Origin of the sequence: Defluviimonas sp. D31, from assembly GCF_033436765.1 — a bacterium.
In the GTDB taxonomy this organism is placed as follows: domain Bacteria; phylum Pseudomonadota; class Alphaproteobacteria; order Rhodobacterales; family Rhodobacteraceae; genus Albidovulum.
Genome location: NZ_JAWQFN010000002.1, coordinates 185,820 through 201,257 on the forward strand (window position 1 = coordinate 185,820; position 15,438 = coordinate 201,257).

The 15,438-nt window shown below is 65.7% G+C and carries 18 protein-coding genes; 10 read left to right on the plus strand and 8 right to left on the minus strand.

Annotation, left to right across the window (positions count from 1 at the left end):
• The first annotated feature begins 66 nt into the window (after positions 1-66).
• Both R5H32_RS04645 and aroB read left to right on the plus strand, forming a co-directional pair.
• Positions 67-612, plus strand: coding sequence for a shikimate kinase (locus R5H32_RS04645; protein ID WP_318337515.1), 546 nt, complete (start codon positions 67-69; stop codon positions 610-612).
• A complete protein-coding gene (gene aroB, locus R5H32_RS04650; protein ID WP_318337516.1) occupies positions 609-1,724 on the plus strand; it encodes a 3-dehydroquinate synthase in 1,116 nt (371 codons plus the stop codon). The genes R5H32_RS04645 and aroB overlap by 4 nt, the downstream gene beginning before the upstream one ends.
• A 99-nt stretch (positions 1,725-1,823) precedes the next feature.
• Here aroB and ssb read toward each other — a convergent pair whose 3' ends face one another.
• Positions 1,824-2,321, minus strand: coding sequence for a single-stranded DNA-binding protein (gene ssb / locus R5H32_RS04655; RefSeq protein WP_318337517.1), 498 nt, complete (start codon positions 2,319-2,321; stop codon positions 1,824-1,826).
• A 247-nt stretch (positions 2,322-2,568) separates the two neighbouring features.
• Between ssb and R5H32_RS04660 the strand changes: the two genes are divergently transcribed.
• The 4 genes from R5H32_RS04660 (at position 2,569) to R5H32_RS04675 (ending at position 4,638) form a co-directional block, all read left to right on the plus strand.
• Positions 2,569-2,817 carry a PepSY domain-containing protein gene (locus tag R5H32_RS04660; RefSeq protein ID WP_318337518.1) on the plus strand — a complete coding sequence of 83 codons (249 nt, stop codon included), beginning with the start codon at positions 2,569-2,571 and terminating at the stop codon, positions 2,815-2,817.
• A gap of 55 nt (positions 2,818-2,872) precedes the next feature.
• The gene (locus tag R5H32_RS04665; protein ID WP_318337519.1) at positions 2,873-3,409 is read left to right on the plus strand and encodes a cytochrome b/b6 domain-containing protein; all 537 of its coding nucleotides are present in this window, start codon (positions 2,873-2,875) and stop codon (positions 3,407-3,409) included.
• On the plus strand, positions 3,406-3,939 hold the full coding sequence (locus R5H32_RS04670; RefSeq protein WP_318337520.1) for a helix-turn-helix transcriptional regulator: 534 nt from the start codon (positions 3,406-3,408) through the stop codon (positions 3,937-3,939). Before R5H32_RS04665 ends, R5H32_RS04670 begins: the two co-directional genes overlap by 4 nt.
• 90 nt (positions 3,940-4,029) lie before the next feature.
• A complete protein-coding gene (locus R5H32_RS04675; RefSeq protein ID WP_412098990.1) occupies positions 4,030-4,638 on the plus strand; it encodes a lytic transglycosylase domain-containing protein in 609 nt (202 codons plus the stop codon).
• A 14-nt stretch (positions 4,639-4,652) separates the two neighbouring features.
• Here R5H32_RS04675 and R5H32_RS04680 read toward each other — a convergent pair whose 3' ends face one another.
• Positions 4,653-4,955, minus strand: a complete 303-nt coding sequence (locus R5H32_RS04680) for a putative quinol monooxygenase (protein ID WP_318337521.1) — start codon at positions 4,953-4,955, stop codon at positions 4,653-4,655.
• A gap of 180 nt (positions 4,956-5,135) precedes the next feature.
• On the opposite strand from R5H32_RS04680, the gene R5H32_RS04685 reads away from it, so the two are divergent.
• Entirely contained in the window at positions 5,136-5,801 is a 666-nt protein-coding gene (locus R5H32_RS04685; RefSeq protein WP_318337522.1) for an SOS response-associated peptidase, read from the plus strand.
• 9 nt (positions 5,802-5,810) lie between these two features.
• Here R5H32_RS04685 and R5H32_RS04690 read toward each other — a convergent pair whose 3' ends face one another.
• Positions 5,811-6,689, minus strand: coding sequence for a LysR family transcriptional regulator (locus R5H32_RS04690; protein WP_318337523.1), 879 nt, complete (start codon positions 6,687-6,689; stop codon positions 5,811-5,813).
• 111 nt (positions 6,690-6,800) lie between these two features.
• On the opposite strand from R5H32_RS04690, the gene R5H32_RS04695 reads away from it, so the two are divergent.
• Genes R5H32_RS04695 through R5H32_RS04705 form a run of 3 tightly spaced genes read left to right on the plus strand, consistent with a single transcriptional unit; the run spans position 6,801 to position 8,924 of the window.
• A complete protein-coding gene (locus R5H32_RS04695; protein WP_412098991.1) occupies positions 6,801-7,562 on the plus strand; it encodes a class II aldolase and adducin N-terminal domain-containing protein in 762 nt (253 codons plus the stop codon).
• A gap of 10 nt (positions 7,563-7,572) precedes the next feature.
• Positions 7,573-8,601, plus strand: coding sequence for a fatty acid desaturase (locus R5H32_RS04700; RefSeq protein WP_318337524.1), 1,029 nt, complete (start codon positions 7,573-7,575; stop codon positions 8,599-8,601).
• A gap of 11 nt (positions 8,602-8,612) precedes the next feature.
• Positions 8,613-8,924: a non-heme iron oxygenase ferredoxin subunit gene (locus tag R5H32_RS04705; RefSeq protein WP_318337525.1), complete on the plus strand. Its 312-nt coding sequence runs from the start codon at positions 8,613-8,615 to the stop codon at positions 8,922-8,924.
• Here R5H32_RS04705 and R5H32_RS04710 read toward each other — a convergent pair.
• From R5H32_RS04710 to R5H32_RS04730, 5 genes are all read right to left on the minus strand, one after another.
• A complete protein-coding gene (locus R5H32_RS04710; RefSeq protein WP_318337526.1) occupies positions 8,921-9,922 on the minus strand; it encodes an oligopeptide/dipeptide ABC transporter ATP-binding protein in 1,002 nt (333 codons plus the stop codon). The two genes, R5H32_RS04705 and R5H32_RS04710, sit on opposite strands and share 4 nt — an antisense overlap.
• A complete protein-coding gene (locus R5H32_RS04715; protein WP_318337527.1) occupies positions 9,919-10,914 on the minus strand; it encodes an ABC transporter ATP-binding protein in 996 nt (331 codons plus the stop codon). Before R5H32_RS04715 ends, R5H32_RS04710 begins: the two co-directional genes overlap by 4 nt.
• On the minus strand, positions 10,911-12,062 hold the full coding sequence (locus R5H32_RS04720) for an ABC transporter permease (protein ID WP_318337528.1): 1,152 nt from the start codon (positions 12,060-12,062) through the stop codon (positions 10,911-10,913). The genes R5H32_RS04715 and R5H32_RS04720 overlap by 4 nt, the downstream gene beginning before the upstream one ends.
• A 4-nt stretch (positions 12,063-12,066) precedes the next feature.
• Entirely contained in the window at positions 12,067-13,074 is a 1,008-nt protein-coding gene (locus tag R5H32_RS04725; RefSeq protein ID WP_318337529.1) for an ABC transporter permease, read from the minus strand.
• A gap of 92 nt (positions 13,075-13,166) precedes the next feature.
• A complete protein-coding gene (locus R5H32_RS04730; protein ID WP_318337530.1) occupies positions 13,167-15,206 on the minus strand; it encodes an ABC transporter substrate-binding protein in 2,040 nt (679 codons plus the stop codon).
• Positions 15,207-15,438 lie beyond the last annotated feature (232 nt).

Genomic DNA, 15,438 nt, shown 5'->3' on the forward strand with positions numbered 1-15,438 from the left:
TTCGTCATGGGCAGGAGGCCGCCACACCGGCGGACCCGCTGCCGGGCCGGGGGTGAGAGGCGCCGTGTGCGGCAAAAACTGAAAAAGACGGTCGTGCTCGTAGGCATGATGGGCGCGGGCAAGACCGCGGTCGGCACGGCGCTGGCGCGGCTTCTCGGCGTCGGTTTCCTCGATTCCGACGAAGAGATCGTGCGCGCCGCGCACATGTCCGTCGCAGAGATCTTCGCCCGCGACGGCGAGCCGTTCTTTCGCGCACGCGAATCGGAGGTGCTGGGACGGCTTCTCGCCGGCCCGCCTTGCGTCCTGTCGACCGGCGGCGGCGCGTTTCTTTCGGCCGACAATCGCGCGTTGATCGCCGAGAAGGGCGTGGCGGTCTGGCTCCGGGCGGATCTGGAGCTCCTCTGGCAGCGGGTGCGCCACAAGAACACCCGGCCGCTCCTGCGCGCCGCCGACCCGAAGGCGACGCTGGCCGCGCTTCTGGACGCGCGCGCGCCCATCTACGCCGAAGCCGGTGTGATCGTCGACGCGCGGGCCGAGTATTCGATCGAGGATATGGCCGGCCAGGTGATCGCCGCGCTGGCCGCGCGTCCGGACATACTGGAGAAGGCATGACCGACACGACAGAAACCGTCCATGTGGATCTTGGCAGCCGCAGCTACGACGTGCGCATCGGCGCCGGACTCGTGACCCGCGCGGGGGCCGAGATCGCGCCCTTGCTGAAGCGGCGCCGCGTGGCCGTGCTGACGGACGAGACCGTGGGCGCGCTGCATCTCGAGGCGCTCCGCGAGGGGCTCGGCGACATCTCCATGACGGCGCTCGCGCTGCCGGCGGGGGAGTCGACCAAGGGCTGGCCGCAGTTTTCTCGCGCCGTCGACTGGCTGCTGGCCGAAAAGGTGGAGCGGCGCGACATCGTGGTCGCGTTCGGTGGCGGGGTGATCGGCGATCTCGCGGGCTTCGCCGCCGCGGTGCTGCGCCGCGGCGTGCGCTTCGTCCAGATCCCGACCACGCTTCTGGCGCAAGTCGACAGTTCGGTCGGCGGCAAGACCGGGATCAACTCGGTCCACGGCAAGAACCTGATCGGCGCGTTTCACCAGCCCGCGCTGGTGCTGGCCGATATCGGCGTGCTGTCCACGCTGCCCGCCCGCGATTTCCTCTCGGGCTACGGCGAGGTGGTGAAATACGGGCTCCTCGGCGATGCTGCCTTCTTCGACTGGCTCGAGGCGATGGGGCCCACGCTTGCCGCGGGCGACATGGCGGCGCGGCAATATGCCGTCCGTCGCTCGGTCGAGATGAAGGCCCGCATCGTCGAACGCGACGAGACCGAGGAGGGCGACCGAGCGCTCCTCAATCTCGGCCACACCTTCTGCCACGCGCTCGAAACCGCGACCGGCTATTCCGACAGGCTCCTCCACGGCGAGGGGGTGGCGATCGGCTGCGCGCTCGCCTTCGAACTCAGCCAGCGGCTCGGCCTATGTTCGCAGGAAGCCCCGAGCCGGGTCCGCGCGCATCTGAAGGCGATGGGTATGAAGACCGATCTTGCCGACATTCCCGGCGACCTTCCCGGCGCGGAAGCACTCCTGGCGCTCATGGCGCAGGACAAGAAGGTCGTCGACGGAAAGCTGCGCTTCATTCTGGCCCGCGGCATCGGCGAGGCCTTCGTGACCTCCGATGTGCCGGGCGACGTAGTGCGAAAGGTTCTGGACGAGGCGCTCGCCCGCCGCTGAGGGCGCCCGCCCGGAGCGGCCGCCTCCTCTTCTTCATTGCCGAAATACCCCGGGGGTGTGGGGGCAGCGCCCCCACGCGCCGGGGTCGTCAGCAGCCAATCAGAACGGGATCTCGTCGTCGAGATCGGAGCGGCCGCCGCTACCGCCGCCGCCCTGGCTGCCACCGCCGTAGCCGCCCGAACCGCCGCCATAGCCGCCGGAGCGGTCGTCCTCGTAGCCACCACCACCACCGCCGCCGCCTTCGCCGCGGCCGTCAAGCAGCGTCAACTCGCCCCGGAATTGGCGCAGCACGATCTCTGTCGTGTAGCGGTCCTGGCCGGACTGGTCCTGCCATTTCCGGGTCTCGAGCTGGCCCTCGATATAGACCTTGGAGCCCTTCTTCAGGTATTGCTCGGCGATCTTGACGAGGTTCTCGTTGAAGATCGCGACTGAGTGCCACTCGGTCCGTTCCCGCCGCTCGCCGGTATTGCGGTCGCGCCAGTTTTCCGAGGTGGCGATGCGCAGGTTGCAGACCTTGCCGCCGTTCTGGAACGACCGCACCTCGGGGTCGCGCCCGAGATTGCCGATCAGAATGACCTTGTTCACCGATCCCGCCATGCGGACATCCTCCTCGCGATTCCATTCGCCCCGTTAGACCATCCGGCCGCCGCCGATGGAAGGCCAACATCGTGAAGGAATCCCTAATTCCGGCCCGTCCGCGCCTCCGGAGGGCCTGCAACTTCGGTTGCAGACGCCCTCTCATCGGGCCTCTGGTCCTGCGGTTCAATGGTGCGGCGCGGGCCACTGCCCCAGATCGGGGACATCGAAGCCGGGACATACCGCCCCGGCAACCAGGGAGTCCGACATGATCCGCAAGATACCCCTCGCCGCAGCCCTCGCGCTCGTCTGCGGCTTCCCCGCCGTCGCGAGTTCGATGCCCGATGCCGCGACCCAGGCGAAGATCACCGCCGACCTCAAGGCCCAGGGCTACGAGGTCCGCAAGATCGACTCAGAGGATGGCATGATCGAGGTCTACGCCGTGAAGGACGGCAAGACCTACGAACTCTACCTCGACGCCAACCTGAAGATCGTGCGCAGCAAGGAAGGCAGCTGAGCCGGTTCCGGGCGGCGGGCCCCGTCCGCCGCCCGGCCGCGCCGAGAGGCAGAACATGCTAAAAGTTAAGGTCTGGGATCCGGTCGTGCGGATCTTCCACTGGTCGCTCGTTGCGGGCTTCACGGCGAACGCATTCTTCACGGACCCCGAGGGCGAGACCCACGAGGTGATCGGCCTCGCGCTGCTCGCGCTCGTCGCGCTGCGGATCGGCTGGGGCCTCGTCGGATCGCGTCATGCGCGCTTTTCCGACTTCCGGCCGTCACTCGGGGCGGCATTCGGCCAGCTCGGCGAGATGGCCACGGGACGCCGCCGGATCCATGCCGGCCATTCGCCGCTCGGGGCACTGATGATCTACAACCTGATCGCGGTGCTCATCGTGATCGGCGTCTCGGGCTACGCGATGACGACCTACAGCTACTTCGGCAGCAAGTGGCTCGAGGACGTGCACGAGATCGCGGTGCATTGGGCAGAACTCTCGGTCCTCGCCCATGTCGCGGCGGTCGTGTTCGAGAGCCGCAGGCTCGGGATCAACCTTCCGAAATCCATGGTGACCGGTTACAAGACCCTACCGGCAACCGGGACGCAGGAATGACCGACGGCACGGCTCCAGGCAAAGACAGGCAGGCGGCGATCCTCGCGCTCATGGCAGTGCAGGGCTTCTGCGCCGCCTTCTTTCTCTTCGACGCGACCACCGATCTCCTCGCCAACCCCGACTCGCTGTTCCAGGGGCCGCACATGGTGCTCGAACTGATCGCCACGCTCGGGCTGATCGCCGGGATCGCCTTCGAGGGCGCCTATCTGGTGCGGCTCCTGCGACGGCAGGCCCATGTCGAACGCGCGCTCTCGGTCGCCTCGGGCGCGCTGCATGACGTGATGGAGAGCTATTTCGAACAGTGGCAACTCACCCCGGCCGAGGCGGACGTCGCGCAGTTCACAATCAAGGGCTGCTCGATCGCCGAGATCGCCGAACTGCGGGGCTCCGCCGAGGCGACGGTCAAGACCCACCTTAACGCGATCTACCGCAAGGCCGGGCTCCGTGGCCGCGCCCAGCTTGTCAACCTGCTGATCGAGGAACTGCTTGGCGGTCCGGTCGCGCAAAGAGTGATTGATAATAGTGCTTGAACAACCTGAGGCGGAAATTCGCGCAAGACTCTGTTCGACGATGAAAATTTCGGTATAGTCCCGGGCGGTAAAATGCCGGACGAGGGACCAATGCGAATTTGCAGGGCAGCATTCGTGGCTGCGACCTTGGTGTCGTCGGTGGGTGCGGCGCAGGCCGAAGGTCTGGTCTTGTCGAAACCGGGCAGTTCGTCGGGATCGCGACTGGCTCAGTTTCACAAGCAGACCGCGGTGCTGGACAGCCGCGCGTCGACCCAGTACGCCGCCTCGACGCGCCTGACGCCGAACGGCAAGAGCCCGGTGTCCTCGGTGGCAATCCCGTCCTATTCCGGGCGCTATCGCGGGCTCTATCTCGATGCGGCCAAGACGGCGGCGCGCCGGCATGGCGTACCGGAGGACCTGTTCCTGCGCCTCGTGCAGCAGGAATCGGGCTGGAACCCGAAGGCGGTGTCCAACAAGGGAGCGACCGGTCTTGCCCAGCTGATGCCTGCGACGGCACGGCGGCTCGGCGTGAACGCCACCGATCCGCATGACAACCTCGACGGCGGCGCGCGCTACCTGCGCATGATGTACGACCGCTTCGGCAACTGGAAGCTCGCGCTCGCGGCCTACAACGCGGGGCCTGAGGCGGTTGCCAAGTATGACGGCGTACCGCCCTATGCCGAGACAAAGGGCTACGTCCGGGCGATCCTCGGCATCTGAACCGGCCTCTCGGATCAGCGGCGCTGCGTCGCGGCCGGCTCTTCCTCGATGACGTAGTCGCGCGGGATCCCCTTCGTCGCGCGCGCCCAGATCGTCGCCGCGGCGCGGGCCCGGTGGGCGTCGAACGCGGCCCGGTCGCGGAACGTCTCGGCGACCGCGAAGCGGCACGGGTCGGCATGCGAGCGCAGCACCTCAAAGCGCAGGCAGCCGGGCTCGGCCCGGGTCAGGCGGATGTGATCGGCCAAAAGGCCAGAGACGCGGTCGGCCTCTTCCAGCGACCGGCAGACCAGAAAACCAGAAAGTTTGACGTGCGACATGTCGAAGACCGTAGAACCGTTTCGGCGTGAGGCAAGAAAAATCCGACGCCTTGGCATCGTGAGCGGGCGATTTCCGGCGAAAACCGCATGAAACCGCACATGGGACGGCTATGGCGGACCTCGGCCACATAGGTCGTCGCGACGGATGGATCCGGCGTGCGCCAGTGCTACCCTGTCGCCATGTGCGGACGATTCATCCTCGGTGACGGCAGCTGGGCAGAATATCACGACGCGCTCTCGGTCGTTCGCGGCGCGACGGGCCGGGTCAGCTACAACATCAAGCCGACCGAAACCGTGAGCCTCGCGTTCCGCGGCGCCGGCGGGCTCGAGGCCGGTGTGGCGCGCTGGTGGTTCGTGCCGCACTGGCACAGGGGCGAGGTGAAGGAGTGGAAGGCCACGACCTTCAACGCGCGGATCGAGAGCGCGCATGAAAAGCCGGTGTTCCGGGCCGCCTGGACGGCGGGGCGCTGCATCCTGCCCGCCTCGGGCTATTACGAGTGGACCGGCGAGAAGGGGCGCAAGCAGCCCTGGCTCATCACGGTCGAGCAGAACCTGCCGGTCTTCTTCTTCGCGGGCCTGAAGGCGGCGCGTCCCGATGGTAGCCTGACCTGCGCGATCCTCACCCGCGCCGCCGACCCGTCGATCCGGCACCTGCATCCGCGGATGCCGGTGATCCTGAGTTCGGAGGAACTGCTGCCGTGGCTCGACGCTGCGACACCGGATGAAGACGTGGTGGCGACGCTCGGCACCGGCTGGTCGGGGCGCTACCTCACACGCAGGGTCCGGCCCTTCGGTATTGCCGATGACGGGCCCAAGCTGATCGAGGCCGACGGCTTCGATCTCTGAGCCGTCCGGTCAGCCGCCGCGCTGCATCTCCGCCTCGATCCAGTCGGTGAAGGCGCGGGTCGCCGGGGTCTCGGCATGGCCGGCGGGCGGCAGCAGGTAATAGGCCTCGAGCAGCTTCAGCCGGTGCGGCCAGGGCTCGGCGAGTGGCGTGGTGCGGCGGATGCCGTCGATCATGAAGCCCTGCGCAAGGGCGAGGCCCTGGCCGGCGATCGCGGCGGTAAGGCTGATGACATAGGTCGAGGCGAGGTGGATCTTGCGCCCCGCGGGCAGGTCGTGACCCTGGGCCTGCAGCCATGTCTCCCAGTTCGACATGACGCCGGCGCAGTCGAACAGCGGATCGCGCCGCCAGTCCGGGGCGCCGCCCGCGAAGCCGGGGGCGCAGACCGGGGTGATGGTCTCCTCGAGGATCAGCCGGGCGCTTGCCGACATGTCCTCGCGCCGGCCGAAACGGATCTCGATGTCGCTGTTGCCGGGCGCGTTCTCGGCCCCCCAGGTGGCGGTCTGGATGTTCAGGGTAAGCCAGGGCAGCGCCTCGGCAAGCTGGCCGAGCCGGGGCGCGAGCCACCAGGTGGCGAATGTCATGTTGCACAGGATCCGGAGCGTCCGCCCGCGCTCGCCGCCGGTGAAGGCGCGGGTGCCGCGGGCGAGCGTCGCGAAGGCCTCGCGCACCATCGGCAGGTAGTTGGCGCCGGCCTCCGTCAGCGTCAGCGCCCGGCTCTGGCGGTGAAAGAGATCCTGCCCGAGCCAGGATTCGAGGCTGCGGACATGCTGGCTGATCGCCGATTGCGTCAGGTTCAGTTCCTGCGCGGCGAGGGTGAAGGAGAGGTGCCGCGCGGCCGCCTCGAAGGCGCGCAACCAGGTCAGCGGGGGCAGGTTCAGGCCGGACATCGGGGTCGCGCAATCCGTGCATTAACTTTTCTAATGGCATAGCCTCGAATTCATCGCTGGTAAACGGATCCGATTGGCCTAGGACTTGCACATCAGCCGTGGGAGGACGGAATGAACGAGATGACGGGAACCGCGCGGGCGAACATCGCCCACTGGCAGGAGCGCTGCGACATGGCGGCAGCCTTCCGCTGGACCTATCGCATGAACCTGCACGAGGCGGTGGCGAACCACTTCAGCCTCGCCGTCAACGAGGACGGCACGAAGTTCCTGATGAACCCGAACCAGATGCATTTCAGCCGGATCCGCGCCTCGGACCTCTTGCTTCTCGATGCCAACGACCCGAAGACGCTGGATCGGCCCGACGCGCCCGATCCGACCGCCTGGGGGCTGCATGGCGGGATTCACCGGCTGGTTCCGCATGCGCGCTGCGTCATGCATGTTCATTCGATCCATGCGACCGTGCTCGCCTGCCTCGCCGACAGCACGCTGCCGCCGATCGACCAGAACACCGCGATGTTCTACGAGCGCCACGTCATCGACGGGGATTTCGGCGGCCTCGCGCTCGGGGACGAGGGTGAACGCTGCGCCGGGCTGCTCAAGGATCCGAAGACCACCGTGATGATCATGGGCAACCACGGCGTCCTGGTGATCGGTGCCACGCCGGCCGAGGCCTTCAACCGGCTCTACTATTTCGAACGCGCGGCCGAGACCTATATCCGCGCGCTGCAGACCGGCCGGCCGCTTAGGGTGCTGAGCCACGAGATCGCCTCCACGACCGCGGCCCAGCTCGACGATTATCCGGGCTACGCGACCCAGCACCTCGCCGAGCTCCGGCGCATCCTCGACACCGAAGGCGACGACTACGCAAGCTGAGGAGCGTGCCATGCCGGATTACGTGCCGACCAACGCCGCCTCGTCCGGCGTGACTCTCGACAAGAAGCTCCTGAAGCAGATCGCGGCGCGGAGCGACCGGCCGGGGCTCGTCTACCTCGCCCGGTGGGCGGCCGCGCTGATCGCCACAGGCGCGCTGGTGTGGCTGACGCGCGGCACCTTGTGGCTCTGGCCGGCGATGTTCGCCTACGGCACGGTCCTGACCGTGCCGGCCTATGCGTTCAGCCACGAGACAGCGCATGGCACCGCCTTCCGCAGCCGCTGGCTCAACGAGGCGGTGCTGTGGCTCACCTCGCTGATCTACATGGAGGAGCCGCTCCACCGCCGCTACACCCATACCAACCACCACACCTTCACCTGGCATGTCGGCAAGGACAGCCAGATGCCCTTCGACACGCCGATGGGATTCGGCGGCTGGCTGGCCGAGGTGACCGGGTTCGGGCTCCTGAGGTTCCACATGGCGGTGATGGTGCGGCTCGCCTTCGGACGCTACTCCGACGTGATGCGCGACGTGACGCCGGCGGGCGAGTTCCCCAGGATGACGCGGAACGCGCGGGTCTTTCTCTTGATCTACGCCGCCATCGCCGCCCTGATCTCGGCGGGCCAGCTCTGGCCCCTCTGGTTCCTCGTCCTGCCGCGGATGCTCGGCGCGCCGGTGATGCTGCTCTTCACGCTCACCCAGCACGTCGAGTTGCAGGAAAACTCGCCCTCGATCCTCGACAGCACGCGGTCGTTCCGCACCTCCTTGCTCGGTCGGTTCCTCTACATGAACATGAACAACCACGTGGAGCACCACCTTTATCCACAGGTGCCGTTCCACGCGCTGCCGACACTCGCCAAGGCGATCGAGGCGCAGGTGCCCGAACCCGATCCCGGCTTCTGGCGCACCAATGCCGAGGTGTTCGGGGTCGTGCTGCGGCGGTCACTGGGGCTCTCGACCAGGGCGCCGTCGATCCGGCAGGCGCCGCACATGATCACCGAGGGCGGTCGCGTCGAGCGGATCGCGCAGCGGACGATGTGAGGAAACGCGCCATGACGAACTGGGTGCGCGCCTGCGCCGCCGACGAGATCGACGAAGAGGACCTGATCCGCTGGGATCACGAAGGGCATGTCTACGCGATCTACAATACCGAGAAGGGCTTCTTCGCCACCGACGGCATCTGCACGCACGAGCATCAGAGCCTGGACGAGGGGTTGGTGATCGGTTGTGTCATCGAATGCCCGCTGCACGGCGGGCGCTTCGATATCCCGTCCGGCAAGGCCCTGTCGGCCCCGGTCTGCGTCGATCTCGCGACCTATCCGGTGCGGATCGAGAACGGCGAGGTGTTTGTCGCCACCGGCTAGGCCGCCGCGCTCTCCAGAAGCTCGCGCCAGCGGTGGCAGGCGACCTCGTGCCCGTCGCCGGGATGTTCGAGCATCGGCTCCTCCTTCTTGCAGCGATCGACCGCATGGGGGCAGCGCGTGTGGAACTTGCAGCCCGAGGGCTGGTTGGTGGGTGAGGGGATCTCGCCGATCAGCTTCTGGGCGCGGCCCCGGTCGTCGGGATCGAGCGACGGGATCGCCGAGAAGAGCGCCTTGGTGTAGGGATGGCGTGGCGCCTTGAAAAGCTCGCGGGTCGGCGCGGATTCGACGAGCCGTCCGAGATACATCACCGCGACGTGGTCGCAGGTATGGGCGACGACCGAGAGGTCGTGGCTGATGAAGAGAAAAGTGATCTTAAGATCGCGCTGCAACTCTTTCAGAAGATTTAGAACATCGGCCTGGATCGACACGTCGAGGGCAGCGACGCTTTCGTCGGCGACCACGAACTTCGGCCCCGAGACGAGCGCCCGGGCGATGGAAATCCGCTGGCGCTGGCCGCCCGAAAAGGCGTGCGGGAAGCGCCGCAGATGTTCAAGGTTCAGCCGGCACTTCGCTGCGATCTGGCGCACCCTTGCGTCCGTCTCCTCGCGGGTCTTGGTCAGCCCCATGACCTCCAGGGGTTCCGCGATGATGTCGCGCACCGTCATGCGCGGCGAGAGCGCCGCGTAGGGATCCTGGAAGATCAGCTGCGCCCGCTTGCGGTAGTCCTTCAGCTCCGGCCCGGCGAGCGTCGTCAGGTCGTAGTCGACCTCGCCATCGGCGTAGCTCGCCGACCCGCCGGTGATCGGCACGGCCTTCAGAAGCGCCCGGCCGAGCGTGGTCTTGCCCGAGCCGCTCTCGCCGACAAGGCCGAAGAACGAGCCCTTCTCGATGTCGAGATCGACATGATCGACCGCTTTCAGGATCTGTTTGCCGAAGAAGCCCGAGCCGATCTTGAAGCCGACCGAGAGGTCGCGGGCCTTGATAAGGGTCTCGCTCATGCCGGGACCTCCGTGTGGATGTGGCAGGCGACCCGGTGGGTGGGATCGACCTGGACATCGTGGGGCAGGCGGGTCTTGCACTGGTCGCCGACGATCTTCGGGCAGCGGGTGTGGAAGACGCAGCCCGAGGGGCGTTCGAGCGGCGAGGGAATGTCGCCCGCGACCGGGGTCAGCGGCGCGTCGAGATTGTCGAGCTTCGGCAGGGCGGCCAGCAATCCTTGCGTATAGGGGTGTTTCGGGTTGCGGATCACCTCGCGCACCGGGCCTTCCTCGATAAGCCGTCCGAGATACATGACCGCGACCTTGTCGGCGGTCTGGGCGATGACGCCGAGGTCATGGGTGATGAAGATGATGCCCATGTGGAATTCGTTCACGAGGTCTTTCATCAGGTCGATCACCTGCGCCTGGATCGTCACGTCCAAGGCAGTCGTCGGCTCGTCCGCGATCAGGAGCTTCGGCTTGGTCGACAGCGCCATCGCGATCATCGCCCGCTGGCGCATGCCGCCCGACAGTTCGAAGGCATACTGCCCGAAGCGGCGGGAGGGGTCGGAGATGCCGACGCGGTCGAGCATCTCGACCGATATTTCCTTCGCCTTGGCCTTGGACATGTCCGCATGGAGCCGGAGCTGCTCGACCATCTGGTCACCGATGGTGATGGCGGGCGCGAAGCTTGCCATCGGCTCCTGGAAGATCATCGAGATCGCACCGCCCCGCACTATCTTCAGGTCCCGCGCGGTCTTCAGCTTCAGCACCTCGACCGGACCGGCTTCCGTGTGCAGCGTGATCCGGCTGTCGGGACCGTAGACGGCGTTCCTTGCATTCAGATGCATCAGCGCCTTGGCCGTCACCGACTTGCCCGATCCGCTTTCGCCGACGAGCCCCATGACCTCGCCCTTGTCGATGGAAAAGCTCACATCGTCGACCGCCGTCACCAGGCCCTCGTCGGTCCGGAACTGGATGGTCAGGTTCTTGACTTCGATAAGTGCCCTCATTTCTTCGTATCCGAGTAGGGATCAGCCGCGTCGCGCAGCCCGTCGCCGACGAAGACGAAGGCGAGAACCAGCGCCACGAAGAAGATGACGGGGATGAAGTACCACTGGTAGTTCAGGAGAACGTCCGCCTTGGAGACGTTCTGCATCAGCGCGCCGAGCGAGTTCACCGGGTCCTTGAGCCCGAGCCCGATGAAGGAAAGCGCGGTCTCCGAGCGAACCATGTAGGGGAACGAGATCATCAGATCGACGATGATGTAGCTTGTGAACGAAGGCAGCAGGTGGCGGCGGATGATATGGCCCGGCGGGGCGCCGCAGAGCTCGGCCGCGAGGACGTATTCCTGTGTCCGTTCTGTCAGGAGATGGGTGCGAATCCGCCGCGCCAGCGTCGGCCAGCCGATCAGGCCAAGGATGATCGAGATGAAGAAGAACCGCGTCTCGGATGACCAGTGGTCGGGCATGAAGGCGGCGAGCGCCATGAAGAGGGGGATCGACGGCACGGTCCGGATCGCGTCGGTGATCATTTGCAGGACGGAGTCGATCCAGCCGCCGAAATAGCCGGCCACCCCTCCTATCACCAAGGCGAGCACGAAGGAGATGAGGACGCCGAGGGTCCCCACCGCGAGCGAGGTCCAGATCGCGTGCAGGGTTCGCCCAAAGATGTCCTTGCCGCTCGCATCGGTTCCGAAGAGGTGGATCATGCCGCCCTCGTCGAGGCCGAAGAGGTGTATGTTCGAGGGGATGACGCCGAGGAGCTTGTAGTCCCATCCGGGAACGAAGAACCGCATGTAGAGCCGGTGGTCGCGGTTTTCCGTCACGACCCAGCGGAAGTTGGTCTTGATCGAGCGTTCGCGCTCGGTCGCGTAGACGAAGGGGCGGGCGGAAAAGCCGTTCTCATCCCAGAACTTCGGAAATTGCGGCGCGCCGTTCTCGTAGTTCTCGTCCCGGCCCGCGATGGTCGGGTCATAGGGCGAGAGGAACGGCGCGAAGAGCCCCATCAGGATCATGATGACGAGCGCCCAGGCGGCGATCATCGCGGTGCGGTTGCCCCTGAAACGCGCCCAGATGAGCTGCCCCTGCGAGGCGGTGAAATAGGCCTCCTTGGCCTTCTGGTCGATTCCGGCGGTGGCGGTTTTCCTGCGTCCGAACATGTGTTTACCCCATCATGCCGCGGCGGACGCGCGGGTCGATCAGGGCGAGCAGGATGTCGGTGACGAAGTTCAGCGCCACGATGCTCGCCGTGAGAAGGAAGATGATCGCGCCGGCCAATTGCTGGTCGTTGGAGCGCGCGAGGCTTTCAAAGAGAAGGGCGCCGGATTCGGTCAGCGTCAGAATGAGCGCCACGATCGGCAATTCGTTGAAGATCCGGTTGAGGTCGAAGCCCAGAGAGTTGATCACCGGCCCGAGCGAGTGCTTGGCCGGGTAGCGCCAGAGGAGCTTCGCGCCCGAGACGCCGCGCGCCGAGGCGGCCGTGACATAGAGCTTGCCGATCTCGTCGAGCATCAGCGCCCGTACCGTCTGCAGCGCGAATGCGGTGGCCGACCAGCCAAGGATGAAGACCGGCAGCCAGGCGCGGCTGATGAAATCTCCGAACTTCGCCCAGCTCCAGGCCGCGTCGCGGTATTCCTTGGAAAAGAGCCCGGTCAGGCTGTCGCCGAACAGCACCGTCGAGATCAGCATGATGATGAGCGCGAGAAGGAAGTTCGGCAGCGCGAGGCCGAGATAGCTCACGAACCTCAGCGAGTTGTTGGTGACGGGGTTCGTCGAGCTTGCCGATATGATGCCTATGGGCACCGCGATCGCATAGGACAGGATCAGGGCCGCCATGCAGATGCCGAGCGAGATCCAGAACTTGTCCGCCAGAAGCTGGTTGATGTTGAGCCTGAGGATGCAGCTGTCGCCGAACTCGCCGTGGACGAAGACATTGTAGACCCATTTCCCCCAGCGTTCCGGGAACGGCCGGTCGAGGCCGAGGCGTTTCTCCTCCGCCGCGATGTCGGCGATGGTGATCTGCGACCCTTGGGTGTTCTTGAAGGCGAGGTAACGCTCCGCACAGGTGCCGGGCACAAGTTCCATCAGCGTGAAGACGATGAGCGAGACGGTCAGAAGCGTGATCAGCGCGAGAAAGGCGCGGGTCAGCGCGAATTGGGCGAATTGGGCCATGTGGATGCGCGTCCTGTCAGTCCGAGAGCGGGCCTCTGCGGCCGGGGCGGACAGTCAGGTCCGCCCCGGCCGGGTTTCAGGTAGTCACGACATCACTCGTCGAAGTACCACTGGCTCGGCCGGTACGGATAGGTCCGGTAGTATTCGTAGGACGCCGTCTTGAACTCCGCAAAGTTCTTCAGCGCGTTGCGGTGATAGATCGGGTCCGGTGTCAGCGCCGTGCCGATGAAGAGGAGGTTCGAGACCATGTTCTCCACCAGCCGGTTCGCGGTCGCCTTGAACTCGTCGGTGCCCGACGGCGCCGATTGCAGCGTGTTGATGTCGTCCATCATCTGCTTGACGTAATCGGGCGGCTCGACGCCGCTCGCGCCGTTGGTGTCGACCCATTCGGCCCAGAGCATGCCGGTCCGGTGGTCGAAGTAGTTGTTGAAGGGCGGCACCCAGAGCTCGTTGTTGCCAAGGACGATGCCCACCGGCTGGCCCTTTTCCCAAAGCCCCACGTCAAGCTGGTTGGAGGATTGGGCCGAGCGGTACTCGTCCGGCGTGATCTCCTTCACCGTGGTCTTGATGCCGACATTGGCCCAGTGCTGGCCGATCAGTTCGACGACCTGGCCGGCGATACCTTGCGTCGCGAACTGCAGGTTCAAGACCAGCGGCGCGCCGTTCGGCAGGTCGCGGAACCCGTCGCCGTCCTTGTCGACGACGCCGACCTCGTCGAGAAGCGCCTTGGCGCCGTCTGGGTCATACTCGGTCGCGAAGGTCTTCCATTTCGGGTCGACGTAATCCGGCAGCGGCGAGAAGCCGGTATATTGCTGGATCACGCCCTCGCCGAAATAGGCGGTCTCGTTGATCTCCTCGCGGTTGATCGCGATCGACATCGCCTGACGGAAGCGCAGGTCGCCGAAGACCTTCCGCTTCTCTTCATCCGCCGAGGTGACGTTGAAGGACACCGCATGTATGGTGATCTTCGGCTTCAGTTGCACCGAATAGCCGCCCTTCTCCTGGTTTTCCAGGAGGATCGGCGCGTCGGCGAGTTGCAGCGACTGTGTCTTGTAGTCGGCCTCGCCGTTGACGAGTTTCAGCAGACGGACCTCCTGGTCGTTGGCATAGACCTCGTCCAGTTCGTTGATATAGGGCAGCTGCTGGCCCATCGTGTCGACCTGGAAGAAATAGGGGTTAGCCACGAAGTGCCGCCCCTCGGTCGTGTCGCGGATGACGATGTGGCTTTCGAGCGTGGGCATCGTGTCGGCCGGCATCTTCGCGATCTTGTCGGGCGAGTTCAGCTGCGGCGTCGGCGTGTCGGTCCAGTCCGAATTGCCGAAATAGGCCATGATCACGGCATAGCCGTTCTCGAAGCCCATCTCCTGCGCCAGCTTGTCGGCGTCCGGGTTGATGTCGGGGTGGAATTGACCGAGGAAGTGTTTCGGCTGGAACCCTTGCGCGAAATGCGTGGCGAAATGGGCCAGAAGCCCCGGCTTCGGCGCCGGCAACTTGAAGATGACGGTCAGGTCGTCGGGCGTCTCGACCTCCATCCGTTCGCCCGCAACGGTGACATAGTCCTTCGGCTTCTCGTTGACATTCGGATCGAGTGCGAGGTTGTCGTACCAGAACTTCACGTCGGCCGAGGTGAAGGGCTGGCCGTCCGACCACTTGTGGCCCTTGCGGAGATAAAAGGTGAGCTGGGTGTAGTCCTCGTTCCATTCCCAGCTTTTGGCGACGTTCGGGACAATGGTCTCGAGGTCGTCGGAATAGCGCACGAGGTTGACGTGGCGAACCGAGAGGAAGTCCGACGTGCCGGCCTCGGTGGCATTCGACAGGGCATCGAGCGTGCCGCCATACTTGCCCACCGCGTCATAGGGCACGACGACCAGCGGTTCCTCGGGCAGGCGATCGGCGAGCGCCGGCATCTCGGGATTGCCGCGGATCTTGCCGTTCAGCTCGGCGATCGCGGGGTTCTCGGTGAATTCCATCGTGCAGCCGGCGGCCGTCTGGAAGTCCGCGAGGTCGTATTGCTGGGGAAAGGCGCCGGGGGCGATGCCGCCCATGTCGGCGACCGTGATGCCGGGGCAGCTCGCCGCCGCGGCCATCGGAAATGCCAGCAGCGCGACGCTGCCGAAAAGTAGTCGTTTCATGATTTCTCCCGTTGCTTGGCTTCTTTATGAATTATTATTCTTCCTGGAATCCGGCCCTCAGTCCGAATGCCGAGATCGGCCGGCAGTGGTGCGTGTCTCCAGTTCCCTCCCTCTGATGTTCAAACCGCGCGGTGACCGGCGGACGGTCGCGAGCCGCGCGATCCTGTCGTTCTCCCGTCTCGAGGCGAGTATGTCCGCGCCACCGAGACGCCGTCAAGTGATTGCTCCGTTT

What these genes read in the sequence shown, in the direction of transcription:
- R5H32_RS04665 (WP_318337519.1), top strand. Translation starts at nt 2,873, where the DNA reads ATGCTAAAAGTTAAGGTCTGGGATCCGGTCGTGCGGATCTTCCACTGG.
- R5H32_RS04685 (WP_318337522.1), top strand. Translation starts at nt 5,136, where the DNA reads ATGTGCGGACGATTCATCCTCGGTGACGGCAGCTGGGCAGAATATCAC.
- R5H32_RS04700 (WP_318337524.1), top strand. Translation starts at nt 7,573, where the DNA reads ATGCCGGATTACGTGCCGACCAACGCCGCCTCGTCCGGCGTGACTCTC.
- R5H32_RS04710 (WP_318337526.1), bottom strand. Translation starts at nt 9,922, where the DNA reads ATGAGCGAGACCCTTATCAAGGCCCGCGACCTCTCGGTCGGCTTCAAG.
- R5H32_RS04675 (WP_412098990.1), top strand. Translation starts at nt 4,030, where the DNA reads ATGCGAATTTGCAGGGCAGCATTCGTGGCTGCGACCTTGGTGTCGTCG.
- R5H32_RS04690 (WP_318337523.1), bottom strand. Translation starts at nt 6,689, where the DNA reads ATGTCCGGCCTGAACCTGCCCCCGCTGACCTGGTTGCGCGCCTTCGAG.
- R5H32_RS04730 (WP_318337530.1), bottom strand. Translation starts at nt 15,206, where the DNA reads ATGAAACGACTACTTTTCGGCAGCGTCGCGCTGCTGGCATTTCCGATG.
- R5H32_RS04720 (WP_318337528.1), bottom strand. Translation starts at nt 12,062, where the DNA reads ATGTTCGGACGCAGGAAAACCGCCACCGCCGGAATCGACCAGAAGGCC.
- ssb (WP_318337517.1), bottom strand. Translation starts at nt 2,321, where the DNA reads ATGGCGGGATCGGTGAACAAGGTCATTCTGATCGGCAATCTCGGGCGC.
- R5H32_RS04670 (WP_318337520.1), top strand. Translation starts at nt 3,406, where the DNA reads ATGACCGACGGCACGGCTCCAGGCAAAGACAGGCAGGCGGCGATCCTC.
- R5H32_RS04725 (WP_318337529.1), bottom strand. Translation starts at nt 13,074, where the DNA reads ATGGCCCAATTCGCCCAATTCGCGCTGACCCGCGCCTTTCTCGCGCTG.
- R5H32_RS04695 (WP_412098991.1), top strand. Translation starts at nt 6,801, where the DNA reads ATGAACGAGATGACGGGAACCGCGCGGGCGAACATCGCCCACTGGCAG.
- R5H32_RS04705 (WP_318337525.1), top strand. Translation starts at nt 8,613, where the DNA reads ATGACGAACTGGGTGCGCGCCTGCGCCGCCGACGAGATCGACGAAGAG.
- R5H32_RS04660 (WP_318337518.1), top strand. Translation starts at nt 2,569, where the DNA reads ATGATCCGCAAGATACCCCTCGCCGCAGCCCTCGCGCTCGTCTGCGGC.
- R5H32_RS04715 (WP_318337527.1), bottom strand. Translation starts at nt 10,914, where the DNA reads ATGAGGGCACTTATCGAAGTCAAGAACCTGACCATCCAGTTCCGGACC.
- R5H32_RS04680 (WP_318337521.1), bottom strand. Translation starts at nt 4,955, where the DNA reads ATGTCGCACGTCAAACTTTCTGGTTTTCTGGTCTGCCGGTCGCTGGAA.
- aroB (WP_318337516.1), top strand. Translation starts at nt 609, where the DNA reads ATGACCGACACGACAGAAACCGTCCATGTGGATCTTGGCAGCCGCAGC.